At 60.5% G+C, this 20,533-nt stretch carries 17 protein-coding genes and 2 tRNA genes; 13 read left to right on the forward strand and 6 right to left on the reverse strand.

Translation table 11 applies throughout. The features are described from left to right. Positions 1–107: 107 nt before the first annotated feature. The gene (locus tag X733_RS0134645) at positions 108–3,953 is read right to left on the reverse strand and encodes a caspase family protein (RefSeq protein ID WP_023818685.1); all 3,846 of its coding nucleotides are present in this window, start codon (positions 3,951–3,953) and stop codon (positions 108–110) included. Positions 3,954–4,177: 224 nt separating this feature from the next. Between X733_RS0134645 and X733_RS152120 the strand changes: the two genes are divergently transcribed. Then, the gene (locus X733_RS152120; RefSeq protein ID WP_023818686.1) at positions 4,178–4,951 is read left to right on the forward strand and encodes a 3-oxoacyl-ACP reductase family protein; all 774 of its coding nucleotides are present in this window, start codon (positions 4,178–4,180) and stop codon (positions 4,949–4,951) included. A gap of 259 nt (positions 4,952–5,210) precedes the next feature. Continuing rightward, positions 5,211–6,884 (forward strand): DUF262 domain-containing protein, encoded by a 1,674-nt coding sequence (locus tag X733_RS152115; RefSeq protein ID WP_023818687.1) that lies wholly within the window; start codon positions 5,211–5,213, stop codon positions 6,882–6,884. Positions 6,885–6,972: 88 nt separating this feature from the next. On the opposite strand, the gene X733_RS152110 is transcribed toward X733_RS152115, so the two are convergent. Beyond that, positions 6,973–7,047: transfer RNA gene (locus X733_RS152110), tRNA-Thr, on the reverse strand. 151 nt (positions 7,048–7,198) lie between these two features. Between X733_RS152110 and X733_RS152105 the strand changes: the two genes are divergently transcribed. The 11 genes from X733_RS152105 (at position 7,199) to X733_RS152055 (ending at position 14,851) form a co-directional block, all read left to right on the forward strand. Further along, positions 7,199–7,393 carry a hypothetical protein gene (locus X733_RS152105; RefSeq protein ID WP_023818688.1) on the forward strand — a complete coding sequence of 65 codons (195 nt, stop codon included), beginning with the start codon at positions 7,199–7,201 and terminating at the stop codon, positions 7,391–7,393. Between the two features lie 142 nt (positions 7,394–7,535). Then, a complete protein-coding gene (gene murA / locus X733_RS152100) occupies positions 7,536–8,828 on the forward strand; it encodes a UDP-N-acetylglucosamine 1-carboxyvinyltransferase (RefSeq protein ID WP_023818689.1) in 1,293 nt (430 codons plus the stop codon). A 167-nt stretch (positions 8,829–8,995) separates the two neighbouring features. Then, positions 8,996–9,430, forward strand: coding sequence for a DUF2948 family protein (locus X733_RS152095; protein ID WP_023818690.1), 435 nt, complete (start codon positions 8,996–8,998; stop codon positions 9,428–9,430). A 134-nt stretch (positions 9,431–9,564) separates the two neighbouring features. After that, complete coding sequence (gene hisD / locus X733_RS152090) at positions 9,565–10,857, forward strand: histidinol dehydrogenase (protein WP_023818691.1); 1,293 nt, start codon at positions 9,565–9,567, stop codon at positions 10,855–10,857. Between the two features lie 6 nt (positions 10,858–10,863). Beyond that, complete coding sequence (locus tag X733_RS152085; protein ID WP_023669283.1) at positions 10,864–11,349, forward strand: UPF0262 family protein; 486 nt, start codon at positions 10,864–10,866, stop codon at positions 11,347–11,349. Beyond that, on the forward strand, positions 11,337–11,801 hold the full coding sequence (locus X733_RS152080) for a low molecular weight phosphatase family protein (RefSeq protein ID WP_081740644.1): 465 nt from the start codon (positions 11,337–11,339) through the stop codon (positions 11,799–11,801). Before X733_RS152085 ends, X733_RS152080 begins: the two co-directional genes overlap by 13 nt. Positions 11,802–11,986: 185 nt before the next feature. Then, positions 11,987–12,205 (forward strand): translation initiation factor IF-1, encoded by a 219-nt coding sequence (infA, locus tag X733_RS152075; protein ID WP_006200926.1) that lies wholly within the window; start codon positions 11,987–11,989, stop codon positions 12,203–12,205. Between the two features lie 19 nt (positions 12,206–12,224). Beyond that, positions 12,225–12,851 carry a Maf-like protein gene (locus X733_RS152070; RefSeq protein ID WP_023753867.1) on the forward strand — a complete coding sequence of 209 codons (627 nt, stop codon included), beginning with the start codon at positions 12,225–12,227 and terminating at the stop codon, positions 12,849–12,851. Further along, on the forward strand, positions 12,848–13,039 hold the full coding sequence (yacG, locus tag X733_RS152065) for a DNA gyrase inhibitor YacG (protein ID WP_023669280.1): 192 nt from the start codon (positions 12,848–12,850) through the stop codon (positions 13,037–13,039). The genes X733_RS152070 and yacG overlap by 4 nt, the downstream gene beginning before the upstream one ends. Before the next feature lie 213 nt (positions 13,040–13,252). Beyond that, positions 13,253–13,328, forward strand: a tRNA-Phe gene (locus tag X733_RS152060). Positions 13,329–13,540: 212 nt separating this feature from the next. Next, positions 13,541–14,851, forward strand: coding sequence for an integrase arm-type DNA-binding domain-containing protein (locus X733_RS152055; RefSeq protein ID WP_023747221.1), 1,311 nt, complete (start codon positions 13,541–13,543; stop codon positions 14,849–14,851). Positions 14,852–15,115: 264 nt separating this feature from the next. On the opposite strand, the gene X733_RS152050 is transcribed toward X733_RS152055, so the two are convergent. The 4 genes from X733_RS152050 to X733_RS152040 form a co-directional block, all read right to left on the reverse strand. Then, positions 15,116–16,438 carry a type II toxin-antitoxin system HipA family toxin gene (locus tag X733_RS152050; protein ID WP_050588651.1) on the reverse strand — a complete coding sequence of 441 codons (1,323 nt, stop codon included), beginning with the start codon at positions 16,436–16,438 and terminating at the stop codon, positions 15,116–15,118. After that, positions 16,439–16,732 carry a helix-turn-helix domain-containing protein gene (locus tag X733_RS0134650; protein WP_023818694.1) on the reverse strand — a complete coding sequence of 98 codons (294 nt, stop codon included), beginning with the start codon at positions 16,730–16,732 and terminating at the stop codon, positions 16,439–16,441. 804 nt (positions 16,733–17,536) lie between these two features. Beyond that, a complete protein-coding gene (locus X733_RS152045; RefSeq protein WP_023818696.1) occupies positions 17,537–19,069 on the reverse strand; it encodes a phosphotransferase in 1,533 nt (510 codons plus the stop codon). Next, positions 19,042–20,382 carry a ThiF family adenylyltransferase gene (locus X733_RS152040; protein WP_023818697.1) on the reverse strand — a complete coding sequence of 447 codons (1,341 nt, stop codon included), beginning with the start codon at positions 20,380–20,382 and terminating at the stop codon, positions 19,042–19,044. The genes X733_RS152045 and X733_RS152040 overlap by 28 nt, the downstream gene beginning before the upstream one ends. Between the last annotated feature and the right edge of the window lie 151 nt (positions 20,383–20,533).

Below are 20,533 nucleotides of genomic sequence, written 5' to 3' on the forward strand. Positions count from 1 at the left end.
ACATCGCATCTCTGTCATGCCATGGCGAGCCGGTGACATCTGCTTGCGCAACAGCGTGAACGCTGGCGTGCCCACCATTCGCCCGCATCCGGGAGCGCGGGCTCGGATTAATGCAACTCGGCCAGCAACGCCTGTGCCTCGGCGAGGTTCTTTTCGGAACCGGCGGCGAGATCGTCCATCTTCTTGTCACGGAAGATGACGAGCGCGTCCTGGCATGCGGCGATCGCTTCCTGTGCCATCGCCTTGTCCTTGTGGGCGGCGCCCAGATCGACCAGCACGTCGCACAGGCTGTCCTGCGTGAAGGCGACAGCCGGCACCGAATTGATCTTCTTTTGCACCACGATCGCCTCGCGCAGGACCAACACCGCCTCCTCGAAATGCGCGACATTGTTTTCGGCGCGGCCGGCCATGGTCAAGGCATAGCCCATCTCGTTGCGCGCATTGGCCCAACGTTCGGGATCGCGGTCGCGACCGAGCTGCTCGGCAAGCGCCCGGTTGACGACAATCGCCTCCTCGTACAATTCAGCCGAAGGCTCGCGGGCCGCGATCATGCTCAGCGTCTGCGCGAGACTGGTCTGGTTGGTGATCCAGAGATCGGGATCGCGGGCGATCGTTCGCACCGTGGCGAGGTCGCGGTAGATCTGAGCGGCTCGTTTCAGCTTGCCGACATCGTTCGCCCAGTAACCAAGACTCGACAGCCCGCCGGCGAGATTGTTCTGATTGTTCTCCCAGACAGCCAGCGCATTCTCGCGCGTTACCACGCTGAGCGCTGCGTCATAGGCGGCAATCGCGCGGGTGAGCAACTCGACGTCCTTGCCGTCCGCGGCCATCAGCAAGGCATTGCCGATATCGCCCTTGGTGCGCGCCCATTGCATGCGGTCGGGAAAACCGTCGTAAATCCGCGCTGCCGTCTCGAAGCTCTCCACGGCCTTGGCGTAGAACGTGGCGTCGCCACCAATCCGGCCCTGGCTGTAGAGGGCAAAGCCGAGGTCGTAATTGATATTGGCCCACTCCTCCGGGTCGGCGTCCTTGGAGTAGGCGGGGAGCGCGGCTTCCAGCATGTCGGCTGCTTGCGCCAGCAAGTCCAGGTTGGATGTATTGTCGCCCAGGATCGACAGGGTCTGGCCGAGCACGCGCCGCGTCTGGCCGATCTCCGTGACATCACCGCCTTTCGTCTGCCCGTCGAGCGCCGCCCGCAGCGCGTCGACCGATTGCTGCAGCAGTTGATCGTCAGAGGCCAGCTTGCCTGACATCATCAACGCGCAGCCGAGGCGGAATTCCGTCTTGGCCCAATTGGCTGGGTCCTTGTCGCGGGTGCGAACCCTGAGCACCTGACCGTAGACATCGATCGCCTGCCGCAGGGTCGAGATGTCCCCCGCGCGTTCGCCCCAGTTCGACAGCGTGCCTGCAAGGCTGTAACCGATCGAAGCGAACTCGCGCGGCGTGGCGGTTGCGGTATAGACCTCCCATGCCTGACGATACGCGGTCACCGCCTGCATGTAGTAATCGGTCCCCGTATCGAGATCGCCGAGCGTGTCGTTGACCGATCCCAGATTCTGCTGCAGCGAAGCCCAGTCGAGCGGCAGTTTCTCACGCGGATATTCGGACAGAGCGGCCTGGTACGCGGTGGCTGCCTGCAGCAGCAGTTCCTTGTTCTTCTGCTTGGCGCCGAGGCGCTGCAAGGCGTTGCCGAGCGTCAGCTGGCCGTTGGCCCAGCTCGCCGCGGCGTGCTCGCGCGTCCAAACCGTAAGCGATGCAAGGGCGGCGTCGCGCGCCTGCTCAAGCGTGGCGACATCGCCGTTAATGGTTCCGATCGATTCCAGCGCCGTGCTCAGATTATTCTGGATTGTCGCCCATTGCGCCGGCGCGCGTTCCCTGGTCATTTCGCCGGTCGCCGCCTGATAGGCAGCAACCGCCTGCTGCATGGTCGCGATATCCTTTTCGCGCTCACCAAGGCGATAGAGCGCTGCCCCCAGATTGACCTGGCTCAGCGCCCAGTCGAGCGGTACGCGCTCCCTGCTGTATTCCGTCAATGCCGCACGATGCGCCTCGATCGCCGCGCGGAAACTGTCCGATGTGGTCTGGCGGTCGCCGATTTCGGACAGCACGATGCCGAGATTGTTCTGCGTCGCCGCCCATTCCAGCGGCAGTTTCTTCAACGACTGCACCTCGAGCGCCGAGCGGAAGGCCCCGACTGCCCGTTCAAGCAGTGCCGTCCCGTTCTCGCGCTGGCCGAGCCGCCAGTAGACCGTGCCCAGATTGCCATAGGTCGATGCCCAGTCGTCAGGGTAGGCGTCATGCGTATAGACGGTCAGCGCCTGCTCATAGGCGGCAGCTGCCTTGTCGAGGTTTTCGCGGCCGGCTTCCCGTTCGCCCAAAGTAGCAAGCGTGGCGCCCATATTGTTCTGGGTGGCCGCCCAAAGCAGCGGCAACTTTTCGCGGGTGACATAGGTCAATGCCTGTTCATAGGCTGTCAGGGCCTGGGCGAGATACGCATTGTCGCCGGAGAAGTCCCCTTGTTCCGACAGAGCGTTGGCCTCTGCCGCCTTGTAGTAGAACGCATCTTCGTCGCTCCATTTGGCAGCTTGCTCGAAGGCCTTGGCGTAATCCTGCGCAGCCTCCTTGAAGTTGAAGGAGATTTCATAAGTCCTGGCACTGCTGGCGAAGACCTTTGCGAATTCCAGCCGCTTTGCCTTCAGCTCGGCCTCGGCCTGGTCGATCGTAGACGAAAGTTCGCCGATGCGGGCCTTGGCCTGCTCGTTGAATTTCTGCGCCGCTTCGAGCGCGCCTTCCTGAACCGCCTGTTCGGCGAGTTTCGATAGCCTGGCAATTTCGGGGTCCGGGTTTTTCAAAGTCTCGCGTTCAGCCAACACGTGTTTCAGCCGTTCGGTCTGGCCACGCAGCAGCTTGTCGAGCTCAGCCGGATCCTTGGGTATGTCGACCCCGAGCGCCTTCAGCATGGCGTAGAGCCCATCCATCGGCACCTTGCCGTCACGCGATATGGTTTCGATCTGGCGGCGCTCCGGCTCGGGTAGCGTCGAGATGGTCAGCAGGAGCTGGCGCCGCTCCCTGAGGATTTCGCCCTCATCACCTTTCGGCGCCTCGGCGGGGGTACCGAAATAGAGCAGCCGGCGCAGGCTCTCATTGACCCAGGGCCGCTGCTGGCCGTTGGTCTTGAGATAGACCTCCTCGCCGATCATGCGCAAAACGGTGCCGAATTCCTCGCCGCCCATCGTGTCGATGTGGCGCAGGATCGCTGCCGCATAGGGGCTGTTGCCATCGGCCGGACCGTCCAGCGCAACCTTGCCGGGCTCGGCGGCAAAGGCGATGACCTGGCCGAGGCTGTCGTCGACCGAGTCCTTGGCCTCGGCGCCACCTTTCAGGGAAACCACGCCGCGCGTTTCGCCGAGACCGCCGGCGCCGATCGGCTTGCCTTCGTCGCCCGGCGCCAGCTTCAGGAGCGTGCCCGGCGGGAACGGATCGTTGCGGCAGGCGTCCAGCAGAACGATGGTGACCGGCACCTTGGCCTTCAGTTCGGCGACGATGGACGACAGCGGCACCAGCTTTTCGCCGGCATTGTCGAGCGCCGAGATATCGGCATCGACAGGGACTAGATAATTCTCGCCGCCGGCTTCGATGCCGTGGCCGGAATAGTAGATGATGGCGACATCGGCGCCCTCGGCATCGTCGACGAAGCCTTCGAGATCGCGCCGCAATTTGCGTGTGTCGCGATTGGTGGCGACATTCGTCTCGAAGCCGAGCTTGTCGAACATCTCCTCGATGGCGCGGGCGTCGTTTTCCGGATTGGGCAGTTTGCCGACATGCTGGTAGTCGGACTGACCGATGATGAGCGCGACGCCTTTCAGCGCCTTCGGCTCTTCAGCCCACGCGGGGAGAAGCGTGCACAGGCACAGCAGCAGTGCCGCGGCTATCGCCGCACACGCGCGCCCCATCGCACCTGCTGTTCGCCCAAAGAGCATCGTCTATCCCAAACCCGGCAATATCTTCCGCAGCCGAGATGGCATCATGATGGCCGACCGATGGCAAGTCCTTGGGCGAGCTGTGTTCTTGTCATCGGTAATGGCACAAGGTCGGCTGGCTTTCACCTTGCGACGGGATAGTGTTCGGCACGGGCCGCCGGCTACGGCCAGCCTAAGGTTTGCAAGGGAGGTTTGCGATGACGACGGATTACACGCCGAAATTCGATCTGGCCGGCAAGGTGGTGCTGGTCACCGGCGCCTCGCGCGGCATCGGCCGCGCCTGTGCACTGGCCTGCGCCGGCTCGGGCGCCGACATGATCGTCGGTGTGCGCAGCAAGGCCGACGGAGCCGAGCTTGTCGCCGAGATCGAGCGCATCGGCCGGCGGGCGCTGGCGGTGGAGATGGATCTGACCGATCTCGCCACGGTGCGACAGGCCGTTGCCGAAGCGCACGCCGCCTTCGGCCGCATCGACGTTCTGGTCAACAATGTCGGGCTGGGGCCGGAGAACCTGGCCGAGAATGTCACCGAGGAAGATTTCGACCTGACGGTGAACGTCAACCTCAAGGGCACGTTCTTCACCACCCAGGCGGTGGCAAAGCTGATGATTGCGCAGAAAGGTGGGCGCATCATCAACATCAGCTCGCAGGCCGGCACGGTGACGCTGAAGGGCGAGGCGATCTATTGCATGAGCAAGGCGGCGATAAATCACCTGACCCGCTGCCTGGCGGCGGAATGGGCGCAGCACAAAATAGCCGTCAACAGCGTGGCGCCGACCTTCATCTGGACCGACGGCACGCGGCCCTCGCTGGCCGAGCCGGAGTTCCACGCGCATGTGCTGGGCCACATCCCGCTCGGCCGCATCGGCGACCCGATCGACGTTGCGGGAACCGTGGTGTTCCTGGCGTCGCCGGCGGCATCGCTGATCACGGGGGCGAATATATTGATGGATGGCGGGTGGTCGGTGGCTTGAAGCGACCGACTCTCGATCGCTTTATTGATCCGAAAGCATTGACTGGTGTGTAAGAAGCCCTGCGGCTCGCTTGGCAGAGCTTCTATCCACCTCTTAAATATGAATCGCCGAATCCAAATATTGATTTGTCAGCGGAGCACGGCTACCAATTTCTTTCTATCTATTGCAGGCTAGCACTTCGGTGAGCGTATGAGCACTGACGCAGGAAGGGCTTCGATATAAATGGTGTCGTCAAAATCGTGGTGGGGAGACAATATTAATGCAACTCAATCCAATGCACCTAAAAATCGCCGGGTTGCTATCCGGTAGGCTTTTTCGGATACCTGAATATCAACGTGCTTACGCTTGGGGTACCAAGCAGAGAACGGACTTCTTTAATGATATCAGAGATGTCGCCAGGTCCGGGCGTGATCATTTTATGGCCACGGTTGTCGGTCTCGGCAAAGACACAAGACAGATCGGCGCGGATGAATTTAGAGAAGTCGAGCTGGTTGATGGTCAGCAGCGAATAACGACGATAATAATCCTTTTAAAATCTATCTTTCAGCATCTTTCTCTCGATGACGAAAAAGAGGTGAGGCTGAGGCGGGAGATAAATGAACTTCTTGTGAAGAGTGACGATAACTCTCTTATTTTACTTCAAACAAATCATGACACAAGCAACGTCTTTACGACATACATGAAAAATGGAGCCATTATATCTCCTAAGCACCCAACTTCTGCAGACGTCAATTTATTGAAAGCCATAAACGAATGCGATGGATTCGTCGTCGGGTGGGGAGAAAGTTCTTCTCTCGTCGAGCTTGTCGCTCTAATTAGAAACAGATTGTCCGTCATATACCATGAGATATTGGACGAAGCGACAGTCTATAGAGTATTTGAAGTTCTCAATAGTCGCGGTCTAGACGTAAAATGGGTTGATAAACTCAAAAGCCAGCTGATGGCACTTCTATTTGAGCACGGCGAAGTTGGTTCCCGGAAGGACGCACTTCGCGAAATGCAGGGTATATGGCAAGCTATATATCGCGTTCTAGGGTTACGCAGCGATCTTGGAGACGAAGCGCTTAGATTTTCTGGCACTTGGACGCGCGATGCTCGCCCTAACAAAATTCTGAGTCAGGAAGACGCTGCCACGGAACTCACGTTGGCTGCTGGTTCGAAACTGCCTTCCATCATTCACATAGCGAAAGATCTTTTTGACGTTGTTGAGGCGGTCCAGGATTTAAGTGCGAATGTTCGATACAATGCTGTTACGCGAATTGCCCAGGCTCGGTTTGTGGCGATATCGATCCTCCTGCGAAAGTTCGATAAGCAAAACGAGGCTGAATTGCTGCAGCAATGGGAGCGGGTGATTTTTCGCGTCTACGGCCTAGGGGGCGCGGACGCCCGACATAAAGTGGGCGAGTTCGTCCGGCTTGGGCACGACATTATTCGAAAGACCCTCAAGCCCGCCGACATCAAAGCCCAGCTTTTGGAGATCGGTGAAGATTATCCAATCGATGACATCCTCTATGGCCCTGAGTATTGGGACTATTCGTATGATGACTGGGCGGAGGAGCTGCGTTATTTGCTATTTCGATATGAAGAATATCTCTGCGAGGTCGCAGGAGAGAAAATAAACAAAGGCCAGTGGAATAAAATTTGGATGGTGGATCCATCAAAATCTATAGAGCACATTCAACCGCAAAGCTCTGGTGTGAGTTACGTGCATAACATAGGGAATTTAGTCATGCTCCCCCCCGGCCTCAATTCCGCGCTTGGTGCACGAGCTCCGAAGGAAAAGGCGCCTGAATATGTTGCTTCTGGGCTCAAGCAGGCGGCGAAGATAGGGACGGCGTTAGAAAATGGAAAAAAGTGGAACAAGGATGCCGTTCTCGCGAGGGCTGCGGATATAGAACGTTTCGTTAAGAGGGAGTGGGGCGAGAAGAATTAGGCTGTAAGGCGGGAGGCTCGGATACGCAACTTGGCTGCCATCGTGAGTCGCCAGTGGTCTTGTTGCCAATTTGCGGAGATGGAAAATCTGGTGCTGCGAGAGAGGATTGAACTCTCGACCTCTCCCTTACCAAGGGAGTGCTCTACCACTGAGCTACCGCAGCCGCTGATGGCGGGGCTTCTGCCATATCGAACCGGCAAGCGCAAGGCATCTGTGAAAGCCTTTGCCAGACAAGTTTCGCTGACATGGCGGCGCCGCAATGCTAGCTATCCCCTTGAACGGCAGGCCCTGCCAGTTATGGGTGGAACGGAACGATGAACGACAAGACCATTCCACCGAAAAAGGCCGATCCGGCAAAAAAGGGCGGGACCAGCCGCAAGGATCGGCTGGCCGAGCAGTTGCGCGCCAATCTCATGAAGCGCAAGACGCAGGCCCGTTCGCGGCGCACCGGCGACGCTGACCAGCGGCCGGAAGGCCTGGCTGCTGCAGAAAAAATGCACAAGGACTGACCGATATCGGCCACACTGGCCCGTCACCTTGGCCAAAGGGCTCAGAAATCCTATTTCTTGAACCAAGCCGGCCAATGGTCTAGACGGGCCGATACTCAAACTGACGAAAACCGGCCTTTCGGGCCGAGGGGACATTTCTCTCATGGATCGCATCAGAATTGTCGGCGGCAACAAGCTCGCCGGAAGCATTCCGATTTCGGGCGCGAAAAACGCGGCCCTGCCGCTGATGATCGCGTCGCTGCTCACCGACGACACGCTGACCCTGGAAAACGTGCCGCATCTGGCCGATGTCGAGCAATTGATCCGCATTCTCGGCAATCACGGCGTCGACTATTCGGTCAACGGCCGCCGCGAGAAGCAGAATGAGGGCTATTCGCGCACCATCAACTTCTCGGCCCGAAACATCGTCGACACGACTGCGCCCTACGATCTGGTGTCGAAGATGCGGGCGTCGTTCTGGGTGATCGGCCCGCTGCTGGCCCGCATGGGCGAGGCGAAAGTGTCGCTGCCCGGCGGTTGCGCCATCGGCACGCGGCCGGTCGACCTGTTCCTTGAAGGCCTGCAGGCGCTGGGCGCCGACATCGATGTCGACACTGGTTATGTGCTGGCCAAGACCAGGAACGGCCGCCTCGTCGGCAATCGCTATGTGTTCCCGAAAGTCTCCGTCGGCGCCACCCATGTGCTGATGATGGCGGCGGCGCTCGCCAAGGGCGAGACGGTGCTGGAAAACGCCGCCTGCGAGCCCGAAATCGTCAACCTCGCCGAATGCCTCAACGCCATGGGCGCAAAAATTTCCGGCGCCGGCACGCCTGTTATCACCATCGATGGCGTCGAGTCGCTGTCGGGCGCGCGCGTGCGCGTCATCCCCGACCGCATCGAGACCGGCACCTATGCCATGGCGGTGGCCATGACCGGCGGTGATGTCGTGCTCGAAGGCGCCCGCCCCGAGCTGCTGCAGACCGCGTTGGATGTGATTGCCCAGACCGGTACCGAGATCACGCCGACCAATTCCGGCATTCGCGTCCGGCGCAACGGCGCCGGCATTTCGCCGGTCGACGTCATGACGGCGCCCTTTCCGGCCTTCCCGACCGATCTGCAGGCGCAGTTCATGGGCCTGATGACCATGGCCAAGGGCAAGTCGCGCATCACCGAGACCATCTTTGAAAACCGCTTCATGCATGTGCAGGAACTGGCCCGGCTCGGCGCCCACATCACGCTGTCCGGCCAAACGGCGATCGTCGACGGCGTCGCCAAGCTGAAGGGCGCACCCGTGATGGCGACCGATCTGCGCGCCTCGGTGTCGCTGGTCATCGCCGGTCTGGCGGCCGAAGGCGAAACGACGGTCAACCGCGTCTACCACCTCGACCGCGGTTTTGAGCGGCTGGAAGAAAAGCTCTCCAATTGCGGCGCGGTGATCGAGCGGATTTCGGCTTGACCGCACGGCAGTTGCTTCAGACAGACAGGCGTCTGGTGCTGCCTTCATTCGCTACCAACACTTCAAACCCGAGGCCCTAGCCTCGGGTTGAGTTTGTGTCGCGGTTGCACGGACCGGAAAGACCGCCTAACAGAAGGCTGAAACCAACTTTCAGGTGTGCATTCGGCATGGCAGCCCTCAAACTCATTGCGCTCGACGATCAGGATCTGAGCATCGTCTCGGCTCACGTCCAGGACGCCGTGATGAAGGTCTCGGATCTCGAATACCTGCCTTCGGCCAAGCGTTTCATATTGACCATGAACCGCTTCGTCTGGGAGGCGAAGTCCGGGCTGTTCAGCCAGCACAATGAGCGGCGCCAGGCGGTGTTGCATTTCGACCGCGTGCTCGGCGCCAAGACCAGCGGCATTGCCCGCGATCGGCCGACCGAGGTGCTGTCGCTTCTGGCAATCAGCTTTATCGAAATCAGCAAGCCGGCCGGCATCGTCGAATTGGTCTTTTCCGGCGGCGGCGCGATCATGCTCGACGTCGAATGCATCGAGGCGCGGCTTGCCGACATAGGCGGCGCCTGGGAAGCCACCTCGCGTCCGGTGCACAGGGTCTAGAGCATGATCCCAAAAAGTGGGTGCCGGTTTTTGTTGGACAAAACGGGAATCGTTTGTCCAGAGATCTTGCTCCAACAAAGGGTTAGATCGTGATGAGATTTCAACCAAGTCTCATCACGATCTAGACGCAGCCGATGGCCATTACGCTTATCCAGTCCGATGCCGGTTTCGAGCAGCGTTTCGCCGCCTTCCTGACCACCAAGCGGGAGGTATCGGAAGACGTTGACACTGCCGTGCGCGCCATCATTGCGCGGGTTCGTGCCGAGGGCGACGCTGCCCTGGTCGACTACACGCTGAAATTCGACAAGGCCGACCTCAATAGCCTCGGCATTGCCGTGTCGAAGGACGACATCGCGCAGGCCTACAAAGACGCCGATCCGCAGACGGTCGATGCGCTCAAGTTCGCGCGCGACCGCATCCGATCCCATCACGAGCGACAAATGCCCAAGGACGATCGCTATACCGATGCCGCCGGGGTCGAGTTGGGTTCGCGCTGGACGGCGATCGAGGCGGTCGGGCTCTATGTGCCGGGCGGCACGGCAAGCTATCCAAGCTCGGTGCTGATGAACGCCGTGCCGGCCAGGGTGGCGGGCGTCGAGCGCATCGTCATCGTCGTGCCGGCGCCGGGCGGCATCATCAATCCGCTGGTGCTGGTGGCAGCCGATATATCAGGCGTTTTGGAGATTTACCGCGTCGGCGGCGCGCAGGCGATTGCCGCCCTTGCCTATGGCACGCAGACGATCCGGCCGGTCGCCAAGATCGTCGGACCGGGCAATGCCTATGTCGCCGCCGCCAAGCGCCAGGTGTTCGGCACGGTCGGCATCGACATGATTGCCGGACCGTCTGAAGTGCTGGTGGTGGCCGACGGCAGCAACGATCCCGACTGGATCGCCGCCGATCTTCTGGCGCAGGCCGAGCACGACGTGTCGGCGCAATCGATCCTGATCACGAACGATCCTGCGTTCGGAAAAGCAGTCGAACAGGCGGTCGAGCGCCAATTGCTGAGCCTGCCGCGCGCCGAGACGGCGGCTGCCAGCTGGCGCGATTTCGGCGCGGTGATCCTGGTGGAGACCATCGAAGCCGCGCTGCCGCTGGTCGACCGCATCGCCGCCGAACATGTGGAACTCGCCATCGACGATGCCGAGGGCTTCCTGGCCAGGATGCGCAATGCGGGTGCTGTGTTTCTGGGACGCCATACGCCCGAAGTCATCGGCGACTATGTCGGCGGCTCCAACCACGTGCTGCCGACGGCGCGTTCGGCGCGCTTCTCTTCGGGCCTGTCGGTGCTCGATTTCGTCAAGCGCACCTCGATCCTGAAGCTCGGGCCGGAGCAGCTGAGAGCACTTGCGCCGGCGGCGATTGCGCTGGCCAAGGCGGAAGGCCTCGACGCGCATGGCCGCTCCGTCGCCATCCGGCTGAACATGTAGGCGGCGATGGCGGACGGCGATCAAACCCGCGCAAGGCTGATCGATGTCGAGCTCGACGAGTCGATCGGCCGTTCGACGCCCGATGTCGAACATGAGCGCGCGGTGGCGATCTTCGACCTGATCGAAGAAAACAGCTTTCAGCCGGTCAATGATGACGGCGCCGGGCCTTATCGGCTGAAGCTCTCGCTGGCCGAATCCCGGCTGGTGTTTGCGGTCGCCCGCGAGGATGGTGCTGATGTCGTCACCCATATCCTGTCGCTGACGCCGCTCAGGCGCATCGTCAAGGACTACTACCTGATCTGCGAAAGCTATTACGACGCCATCCGCTCCTCGACGCCAAGCCATATCGAGGCGATCGACATGGGCCGGCGCGGCCTGCACAATGAAGGCTCGCAGACGTTGATGGACCGGCTGGCCGGCAAGATCGACATCGACTTCGACACGGCGCGGCGGCTGTTCACGCTGGTCTGCGTGCTGCACTGGCGGGGTTAGACCTGACTGGGGCGCCCCGCTCGATCCTGTTCTTGTGCGGCATGAACGCCGTGCGCTCACCGATGGCCGAGCAGCTGGCGCGGCGCATGCTGCCGCCGGCCACTTTCGTCGCCTCTGCCGGCGTGCACAGGGGCGAGCGCGATCCGTTCGTCGACGCGGTGCTGGCCGAAGAGGGCCTGACGCTGGGCGAGCGCCAGCCGCGCTCGATGGACGATCTCGAGGACGATTATTTCGACCTGATCGTCACCCTGGCGCCGGAAGCCCACCACGCCGCGATCGAGCTCACCCGCTCGCTTGCCGTCGACGTCGAATACTGGCCGATGCCGGATCCGACCGATGTCGGCGGCAGGCGCGAGCAGATCATGGCCAGCTATCGCGACGTGAGAGAACGGCTGAAAGCGCGCATCAGCCGACGTTTTCTGCTTCCGGAGGTAAAAAACGCGGCGGATTGATGCATGTCGCTCAAAAGCGGTCCCGGTTTTGAGACAACGGCATGCATAAAACGAAAGCTTGGAGCGCGTCGCATATGACGCGATCTAAGCGTGTTCACAAGCGCACGATTATCATATAGGTTCCGCCGAAATTCCGGCCTGGGCGCTCCAGGGCGCCGGAACTGCAATCCAAGCAAAGGTATCGAATGCCGAAGGAAGAAGTCCTCGAGTTTCCGGGTGTCGTGACGGAATTGTTGCCCAACGCGATGTTCCGGGTGAAGCTCGAAAACGAACACGAGATCATCGCCCATACGGCTGGCCGCATGCGCAAGAACCGCATCCGTGTGCTGACCGGCGACAAGGTCCTGGTCGAGATGACGCCCTATGACCTGACCAAGGGCCGCATCACCTACCGTTTCAAGTAACAGTCCGGCGCGAACCGCGATGAGCATCCTGCAGAAGCTCGTGCTTGCCTCTGGTTCGCCGCGCCGGATCGAACTGTTGCAACAGGCCGGCATCGAGCCGGGCCGCGTGCTGCCGGCCGATGTCGACGAAACGCCGCTGCGCGCCGAACATCCGCGCTCGCTGGCCAAGCGGCTGTCGAAGGAAAAGGCGGAGAAGGCGCTGGCGTCGCTGAAAAGCGAGGAAGATTATGCGCCAAGCTTCGTCCTGGCCGCCGATACGGTGGTCGCGGTCGGACGCCGCATCCTGCCCAAGGCCGAGACGCTGGACGACGCCGCCAATTGCCTTGGACTGCTTTCGGGCCGTTCGCACCGGGTCTATTCCGGCATCTGCCTGATTACGCCGGGCGGCAAGCTGCGCCAAAGGCTGGTTGAATCCAGGGTTCGCTTCAAGCGGCTTCCGCGCGAGGAGATCGACGCCTATGTCGCCTCCGGCGAATGGCGCGGCAAGGCCGGGGGCTATGCCGTCCAGGGTCTCGCCGGTTCGTTCGTCGTCAAGCTGGTCGGCTCCTACACCAACATTGTCGGCCTGCCGCTCTACGAGACGGTGGCGCTGCTTTCGGGCGAAGGCTTCAAGGTCCACACCAGCTGGCATACCGCGCGGCCATGAGCCTGGACGACAAGGTCACACCACTTCGCCCGAAGCGCCCCTGCCCCGAATGCGGCAAGCCGTCGGCGCGCGAGACCTATCCGTTCTGCTCGAAGCGCTGCAAGGACATCGACCTCAACCGCTGGCTGAAGGGCGCCTATGTGATCACCGCGCGGGATGACGAGGACGAGAGCGACGAGCCGAAGTAGGGTTTGGGCGGTGCCGGCCGCGCAATTCCACTTCGCCGACTTACGCGATTGCTGCTTTGCCGGCGTCGGTATTGTCTGCGACAATTGCCCCGGAAAATCAGCGCTTAGGCGCTGGACAGGCCGGATTCCCGTGCTATAACCCACGCGCTTTCAAGGGGTGCCCCACGGCGCTTTCCTGAAATCCGGTCAGGCGATGTCTCGTTTGCCGGCGAGGCCCAGATAGCTCAGTTGGTAGAGCAGCGGACTGAAAATCCGCGTGTCGGTGGTTCGAATCCGCCTCTGGGCACCATCCCCTCTTCTCCCGACACTCCGTTTAGCCGAACCGTCTACGCTGCAGCTTCTGCAAGCGACTGGAATTATTGATCTTTTGCTGTCGCATTGCGCAATTAGGCGTGACAGAGAGCGCTTCGGGCGCATTTGATCCAACGAGGCGGGGGGATGGTATTTCCGTTGGTATTCGACATCCTGATGGTATCGAAACAGCCAAGGGAGACCTGACGAATGGCCCTATCCGACGTGAAATGTCGAAACGCCCGCCCTGCTTCCAAACTCGCGAAATTGTCTGACGGGGGCGGGCTGCAGCTATGGGTACAGCCCACGGGCTCTCGCCTCTGGCGGCTCGCCTACCGCTTTGACGGCAAGCAGAAACTGCTCGCGCTGGGCAGCTATCCCCTTATCTCTCTCGCCGAGGCACGGGAGGCGCGCGATGATGCTAAAAGGCTCCTGCTAGCTGGCGTCGACCCTGGAAAGGAACGCAGCTTGCGGAAGGCCGATTCGGCAAAGGACTCCTTTCGCTCAATCGCGGACGAATATGTTGACAAGCTGAAGAAGGAGGGACGTGCCGACCGGACGATCAGCAAGGTCAAATGGCTGCTCGACTTTGCCTATCCGATAATCGGCGACAAGTGCATTCGGGAGATCGAGCCGGCCAGCATCCTTACCGCCCTCCGTCGCGTGGAGGTTCGCGGTCGATATGAGTCGGCCAGGCGACTGCGCTCCACCATCGGCAGCGTGTTTCGATACGCGATCGCGACCGCACGCGCCGAGACAGATCCGACCTTCGCCCTCAGAGGCGCACTCATCAGTCCGAAGGTAACGTCTCGCGCCGCGATTACCGATCCGAAGGCCTTGGGCGGTTTGCTGAGGGCGATCCATGCATTTGACGGACAGCCTACAACGCGAGCCGGTCTGAAGCTGATAGCGCTGCTGTTTCCCCGCCCAGGCGAGCTTCGCGCCGCTGAATGGGAAGAGTTCGATTTTGAAAGCTCGGTGTGGACGATCCCTGAAGCACGCATGAAAATGCGACGGCCGCACCGCATACCCCTGTCAAAGCAAGCGATCAGCGTCCTGACTTCACTGAGAGAAATCTCTGGTGATGGATCGCTGCTGTTTCCTAGTGTTCGATCGGCTTCGCGTCCGATTTCCGACAATACCCTTAACGCCGCACTGCGTCGTATGGGTTACAGCAAGGAAGAAGCTACCGCGCATGGTTTTCGAGCAACGGCATCAACTCTGCTGAACGAATGCGGCAAGTGGCATCCGGACGCGATAGAGCGGCAGCTGGCCCACATTGAGAACAACGACGTTCGGCGCGCCTACGCCCGGGCAGAGCACTGGGACGAGCGCGTCGAGATGATGCAGTGGTGGGCCGATTATCTGGATGAACTCAAGAGCAAAAACCTGCGGGTGATCTCAATCGAGGGACGCCGCAAGCCTGCTGTCCACACACCAACGCGACCATCCACTTTGAACCCAACAGCGGCCGTTCATCAAACGCCGATACAAATCTCCAACCGCCGGAAATCATACTGACCGTCGAAAAACGCCACAACTCGACGCCAAATCGTAGGCCCGCATTGTCAGATTTTCCGGAGAGAAAGTTGACCGCGTTCGGCGGGAAGCTGCCGTTCTGCAGCCGACCCCATTTCCGTCATTCAAGCTGCCGATGGCCGGTTCCGAAACCGGCCATCTACCCGGCCCGGGGCCGCGCGCTATTAGAGCGAGAATCCCGTGGGCAGTGTGCGGTCCGTCCGTTTCGCCGGCATTAGTCCGTGGATCCGCTATCCCCGCCCGACTTTAACCTCCACAACCTTCCTCTCCATAGATCCGGGACAAGCCCTTGATGCGCGTCGCGATCGCGTCGACGAGGCGACCAACGATCTCATGGATGATCCCCTCCTGGCGAAGCTCTTGGGCGCACTCCGATGCCATATCGGGCATCACCGCGAGCTGATGGCGGATCGTCCGCACCGTGTACTCGCCGCCAACCTTTGCTGAGGACGCACAGCGCCCCCAGTGGCGCGGCATGATCTCCTCGATGGGATAGACTCTGTCGATCTTCATCGCCAGTTTAAGGTCGCGCATCTCAGATTGGATCTCTCCCCCGAGGTGCGGCAGAATGGAGGAGATGTCGTAGAGCGGAGCTAGGCGGGCCTCGCCCTGGGCTCCGAGCAGCATCGAGTAGTTCTTTGCATGCGCGTCCGTGCCGGCGATGATCCAGTTGAAGACGTTCGCGGCCATGAAGATCTGACGGTCTTGGACGGGGTCGAGGGAGGCCGACAGCACCTTTCTGGAGATCGTCGTGATACCTGGCCCACCCTGGTTCTCGTACTTGAGCGTCGGCATCACCGACAGGGCCTGGCACATGTCCTCCTGATGGATGCGGATGGTCTTGCCCTCGTTGTTGCGGCGGTCGTAGCGCTCGATAACGATTGCCTTTTCGCCTGCGAAGTCGAGAACCTGGCTATGTGCAGCGTCCATGCCGAGCTTGGATGCAAGCTGCAGGCAGAAATGCTCGTTCTCGGTATGCCCGTGCAAGTGCGGCAAAGGCGGCTTGAAGATGTGTGTCGTGGGCGTGTCGCCTAGAGGGATCCCCCAGCGATTGCTGCCCTTATCGAAATGGAACGCCGTCTTTGCCTGCGCACCAGCGAGACTGAACTGACCAGGATCGCCGATGCGCCGGGTCGCTGCACCATCCTTGCGCAGATCGCGCAGGCGGTCGCCGATCTGCGCCTCGGTGAGCAACTCCACGTTCTCGCCGCGGGAAATCTGGTCGCCACGCGAAAGGAACTGGACGGCGCCGGCGCAGTCGCGGCCGACATTCTTGAGCAGGGCAAACGGGTTTCGGGCGGAGACCTGGAACCTCTGCGCCCATCTGGCGAGGGTCTGCTCATTATCCGGCAGTAGGCCCCAGAGGAATGCCTCGACGACCTTGCCCTCGTAGGTCCTGGTGATCGTCGGCATGGACAGGGAGAGCGGGATCGCCACCCGGCCTTTCATCCATGCCTCGTGATAGGAGAACGAAAGCTTGCCGCCCTGCAGGTGGTGGAGCCCCCCAACCGGTCTGCCAGCGATATAGACGTCGAGGGTGTCGATCGGGTTCATCATGATCATCGTCATCTAGAGCTTGTAGGGAATCTCGTCGTCGTCATCGTCGACATGCCGTTCATCGGCATTATCATGATGATCAGCCGACGTCGGCGCCGGCGGGATCTGAAAGTCCATCTCCACACCAAGCGTGGTCAGCGCCAGCAGCACGTTGCCGATCTCGGCGCTGGGCTTGCCGTTCTCGATCCACGACACCCACGTCTGCGTCGTGGTGATCATTTTGGCCAAGGCAGCCTGTGACAGGCCGCGCCGGGTGCGGGCCTCCTTGATCAGGATTCCAATGTCGCGAGCTGTTCTGATCTTCATGGCGTATACGGTTTCTGTATGATCTAGCTTGATATAGACTCGTATATTACAGGTGTCAATATGCGCTCCTATATCGATGTTCGCTATATATGTTCCCATATGGGCGATCTCCATATACTAACTTATATAACTCATTGCGCCACGCAAACATTATCGGCATGTGCGATCAAACCTTCGACAGGGTAGCTATTACCAGCCGCACTACGCTCGGCCTACTGCGAGCCGAACAACCTCGGCCCTTCTGAAGCAGAGAGCCGCCCGAGCGCTGCCAACTTAGAAGGGGAATGTCTGATGTGCAGACCGGAAGAGCCCTTGCTGGTCATCTCGTCCTTCGAGTGCTCGCCCCTCTAGTACGAGGCGGCGGCACTCCACGAGGACGGACCAAGGTATCTCATTGAGCTCGTCGGCGATCTCCGCAAAGCTGCGGAAATGATCGGATAGACGCTCGGCAACGCGCGCTCGAAGCTCCACACGTTCGTGCGAATGCCATGGCTCGCCAATCCAAAAGACCACATCATCCCACAAAATGAAGTGCGCCCTACACCCTGTATCGCGCCAAACCGAGGGAAATAGGGTGATCGCCCCGTCCTTCTGATAAAGGCGCCACGCGGGGCCGGCGCGCGGGTCGAGGTTAACTGTGAGAATGTCGCCGCAGCCGTCTGGGCAGCGCATCACGAGGGAGCGAGGCACCCCCCGCGCTACCACAACAACGTCACCCGCATCCCTTGCGAGCGCAAGTGCATCGGCTTGATGCGCGACCGTTCCTCGGAGCTGCGCCTTTCGGCGCAAACTGCGTGCCATCGGCTACATTTCTTCAACAAGCGCCGAGACGCAGCGATAGGCGCACTTGCCGAGATCGTCGGGCATCCTTGCATAGAACAGAATGGAGGCGCAGACAGCGAGGTTGTACTCCGCGCGAATGTCGACATTATGGAGCTTTGCTGAGGCGAGAGCCTGCATTCTCACCGCTTCGAGCGCTGCCACGCGATGCCGCGCGCTCTCGGAAAGCCCAAGCCGATTTCCTAGGTTCATCGAAAACAGGTCTCCACTATACAAAGACAGCAAGAGTTCGGCGGGGAGAAAGTTCGGGCCAGCATAGCTTTCGTCGAATCCAAACCCCACGTCGAGCCGCGCGCAGTCGTATGAAAGTGGGAAGTGCACGTCGGATGTGAAGTCAATGAGCACCGGCATTGAGGTCCCATCATACACGAACACGTTTCGGATGTTGAGATCACCATGAGCTCGAACTACGGGCCAAGATTGCGGCGGCAGCCCGTACAGCTTCGCTCTGAGTTCCTCAGGCTGCAGGACCCTATGACCATCTGCAGTAACGGCCCCATAGGTGATTGGCAGCTGTTTTGCAAAGTCACGCGGTTCCCACCCGGCCTCTGGCAGGAAGGTCTCGAAACTCCCCGAAGAGGTCACGGCATGGCTCCGCAGGTGCGCAAGCAGATCCGTATAGATCGAGGTGACCGCGCCAGTCGCATCTCGCCCAAGAAGGGCGGTATCAAGACGTGTTGCGCTTTCAATGAAACGGAAGACCGCGAAGCGGCGCGTGCTGCCGCGCACGCAACGCTCGGGGCATAGTGGAGCGCATCCGCGAAAGGGTACGTGGTCGGCGACCTCCGCGTGGGTGTTAATTGCGATGCCGATGCTTGCTGCTGGCCCACACTTAACGGCGAACGGGCGTCGGATGGTTCCATCGTACAAGGTGGGAAGCACGCTCCACACACCGTCGATCCGGGAGCGGCCACCGTCTTCTCTCTTGATCTCAATCTTCGCGAAATCAGCGAAGGCGCGCCGAAAGAGCAACTCGATCTCAGGATCCAGATCGGGAACGCCGCCACCCTGAATCGTGATCGCTAAGGCGCTGTTCTGAGCAGGGCCGCAGTCGCATCGTGCTATCTCCTCTGCCACCATGGGCAGGGCCAACCGTGTGCGTACGACCACTTGTGTAATCACGGATGACGGAGGCTCCGTTTCGCGCGTTGGACGTGCGAACTGCGCTAGCGAAGACGCAACTGAACTCAGGGTGTGTTGAACGAGGGCCTCTTCGCCTGGATTGCATAGCACGACGACAAGGGTCTGGGATTGCGCCGCCGTAATCAGGTTACGGGCCAGGCGCTTCGCGAGCTTCTGTTCCTCTTGTGGTGTCCTCAGGTTACCGGCCTGGATCAGCAGGGCCCGCGGACCCGGGCCAGCCAGCTCGTCTACGGTCTTGTAAGGTTCAAGCGCTAAGCGCCGGTTGACGAACTCCGCTGCATCTGGAAGATCACCAATCACATAGACCTTGGTTCGACCTCCCGCCGTCATGACTGTCGCCAGATCATCGGCCATGTGTCACCCTTTGCGAGCGCGTACAGCGTTCCGCACACGACGCATGAAGGATTAGGGCTCGACTTCACCGGACGTACGATCCCTTCGATCGGCCTGCCTACCACGTGTCGGGCATCGCCTGGGAAGCCGACCATGGCAGAGAGAAACATGGAAACGGCCATTGACGATGTGGCCGCATTGATCGAGATGACAGCAGGTTGTGGTTCGAACGTGCCAACGATGTACGGATCGGTCGATGGGTCAACCATCAGGTCCCGTCGAATGGCATTCGGATCGAGCAGTGGATAGCAATTGAGGCACGCAAGGCGCTCCGCGAGCATCTGCACCCGCGTAGACATCGCTGCCACCACGCCACTCTTGGCGTCGATCCGGACCCCTACATCAATCATGGGCAGGCGGTATTGGTAGGAAAGCTGGTTGAGAACCGCGCGGCTGCCGTGGGAGTCGGTGCAGCAAAACACAAATGCGCAATCGAGAAGAGAGCGCCCAACATCCTCTTCGAGTATAGACCCGCAAATACCCTTTGCCACTATAGTGCTTCGCGCACGCGACGCGGCTCTGGCCGCGACGGTGACCTTTGGTTGACCGACGTCCTCCCCGGTGGCACCGATCAGTCGATTCAGGTTGGTCTCCTCAACGATCTCTGGATCGATCAAGAGTATTCGTCCAACGCCAAGGCGCGACAATTCCTCAACGACGATGGAGCCGGTCCCGCCGACTCCGACCACACCGATCCGCAGCTGCGACAGCAGCAGCTGCCCGTCACGCCCGAATGCCCGAACGTTTCGGTCAAAAAACGGCTCCAGTGGCTCCGCGTCAGGCAGGCGGCGGCCGATGTAGTTCACAACGCGGCCGATTTCTTGGATAGCGTCGACTTCGAAGAGGGTCTTCCCCTCTTCATCGAACAGTCGGGCTTCAAAACCGCCGGGGCCCACGACCAGAAAGCCGTGGGGCCCCGGTGTGCGGGCGAAAAGCGAAGGGGCAAGCGTCTTCTGCGCCAGGTCATCGACCGATGAAAAATGAACGTCCTGCTGGGCTGGATGGCTGTGCGCGAGAACGAGACCGCCTCCGAGCAGACGCGCGCGTTTCAACGCCCGGGCTACGAAACTCGGACTCAGCGATGCGATGCTGCCACTTCTCTCAAGGTAATCGTCAGCCTCCGCCACCTCGATGTCGCGCACAACAACACGGACGCCCCCATCATAGTTGCCGCCAACGACTACGAGGGCGGCCGCCGTCTCCCTATTCGCATCCGCCAATAGAGCGGTGCGCAGATTGCTCCACTGTTCTGGGGCGAAAACGAAGGACGTCATCGAACCTCTCTGAGGCGCTGCCTGACAACGTTCACGTATGTTCCAAGATTGTCGCTATTGGGATCCCACCTGACCGGATGCCAAGAAAACCAAACGGACCCAGGCGCGATACCGGGTACGTCCTGGATACCGGTGTTTTGCGGGGGCGTGC

Origin of the sequence: Mesorhizobium sp. L2C066B000 (assembly GCF_000502335.1) — a bacterium.
In the GTDB taxonomy this organism is placed as follows: Bacteria; Pseudomonadota; Alphaproteobacteria; order Rhizobiales; family Rhizobiaceae; genus Mesorhizobium.

Excerpts from the sequence above, each read along its gene's own strand:
- X733_RS0134645 (WP_023818685.1), bottom strand. The coding sequence starts at position 3,953 with ATGGGGCGCGCGTGTGCGGCGATAGCCGCGGCACTGCTGCTGTGCCTG.
- X733_RS152120 (WP_023818686.1), top strand. The coding sequence starts at position 4,178 with ATGACGACGGATTACACGCCGAAATTCGATCTGGCCGGCAAGGTGGTG.
- X733_RS152115 (WP_023818687.1), top strand. The coding sequence starts at position 5,211 with ATGCAACTCAATCCAATGCACCTAAAAATCGCCGGGTTGCTATCCGGT.
- X733_RS152105 (WP_023818688.1), top strand. The coding sequence starts at position 7,199 with ATGAACGACAAGACCATTCCACCGAAAAAGGCCGATCCGGCAAAAAAG.
- murA (WP_023818689.1), top strand. The coding sequence starts at position 7,536 with ATGGATCGCATCAGAATTGTCGGCGGCAACAAGCTCGCCGGAAGCATT.
- X733_RS152095 (WP_023818690.1), top strand. The coding sequence starts at position 8,996 with ATGGCAGCCCTCAAACTCATTGCGCTCGACGATCAGGATCTGAGCATC.
- hisD (WP_023818691.1), top strand. The coding sequence starts at position 9,565 with ATGGCCATTACGCTTATCCAGTCCGATGCCGGTTTCGAGCAGCGTTTC.
- X733_RS152085 (WP_023669283.1), top strand. The coding sequence starts at position 10,864 with ATGGCGGACGGCGATCAAACCCGCGCAAGGCTGATCGATGTCGAGCTC.
- infA (WP_006200926.1), top strand. The coding sequence starts at position 11,987 with ATGCCGAAGGAAGAAGTCCTCGAGTTTCCGGGTGTCGTGACGGAATTG.
- X733_RS152070 (WP_023753867.1), top strand. The coding sequence starts at position 12,225 with ATGAGCATCCTGCAGAAGCTCGTGCTTGCCTCTGGTTCGCCGCGCCGG.
- yacG (WP_023669280.1), top strand. The coding sequence starts at position 12,848 with ATGAGCCTGGACGACAAGGTCACACCACTTCGCCCGAAGCGCCCCTGC.
- X733_RS152055 (WP_023747221.1), top strand. The coding sequence starts at position 13,541 with ATGGCCCTATCCGACGTGAAATGTCGAAACGCCCGCCCTGCTTCCAAA.
- X733_RS152050 (WP_050588651.1), bottom strand. The coding sequence starts at position 16,438 with ATGACGATGATCATGATGAACCCGATCGACACCCTCGACGTCTATATC.
- X733_RS0134650 (WP_023818694.1), bottom strand. The coding sequence starts at position 16,732 with ATGAAGATCAGAACAGCTCGCGACATTGGAATCCTGATCAAGGAGGCC.
- X733_RS152045 (WP_023818696.1), bottom strand. The coding sequence starts at position 19,069 with ATGGCCGATGATCTGGCGACAGTCATGACGGCGGGAGGTCGAACCAAG.
- X733_RS152040 (WP_023818697.1), bottom strand. The coding sequence starts at position 20,382 with ATGACGTCCTTCGTTTTCGCCCCAGAACAGTGGAGCAATCTGCGCACC.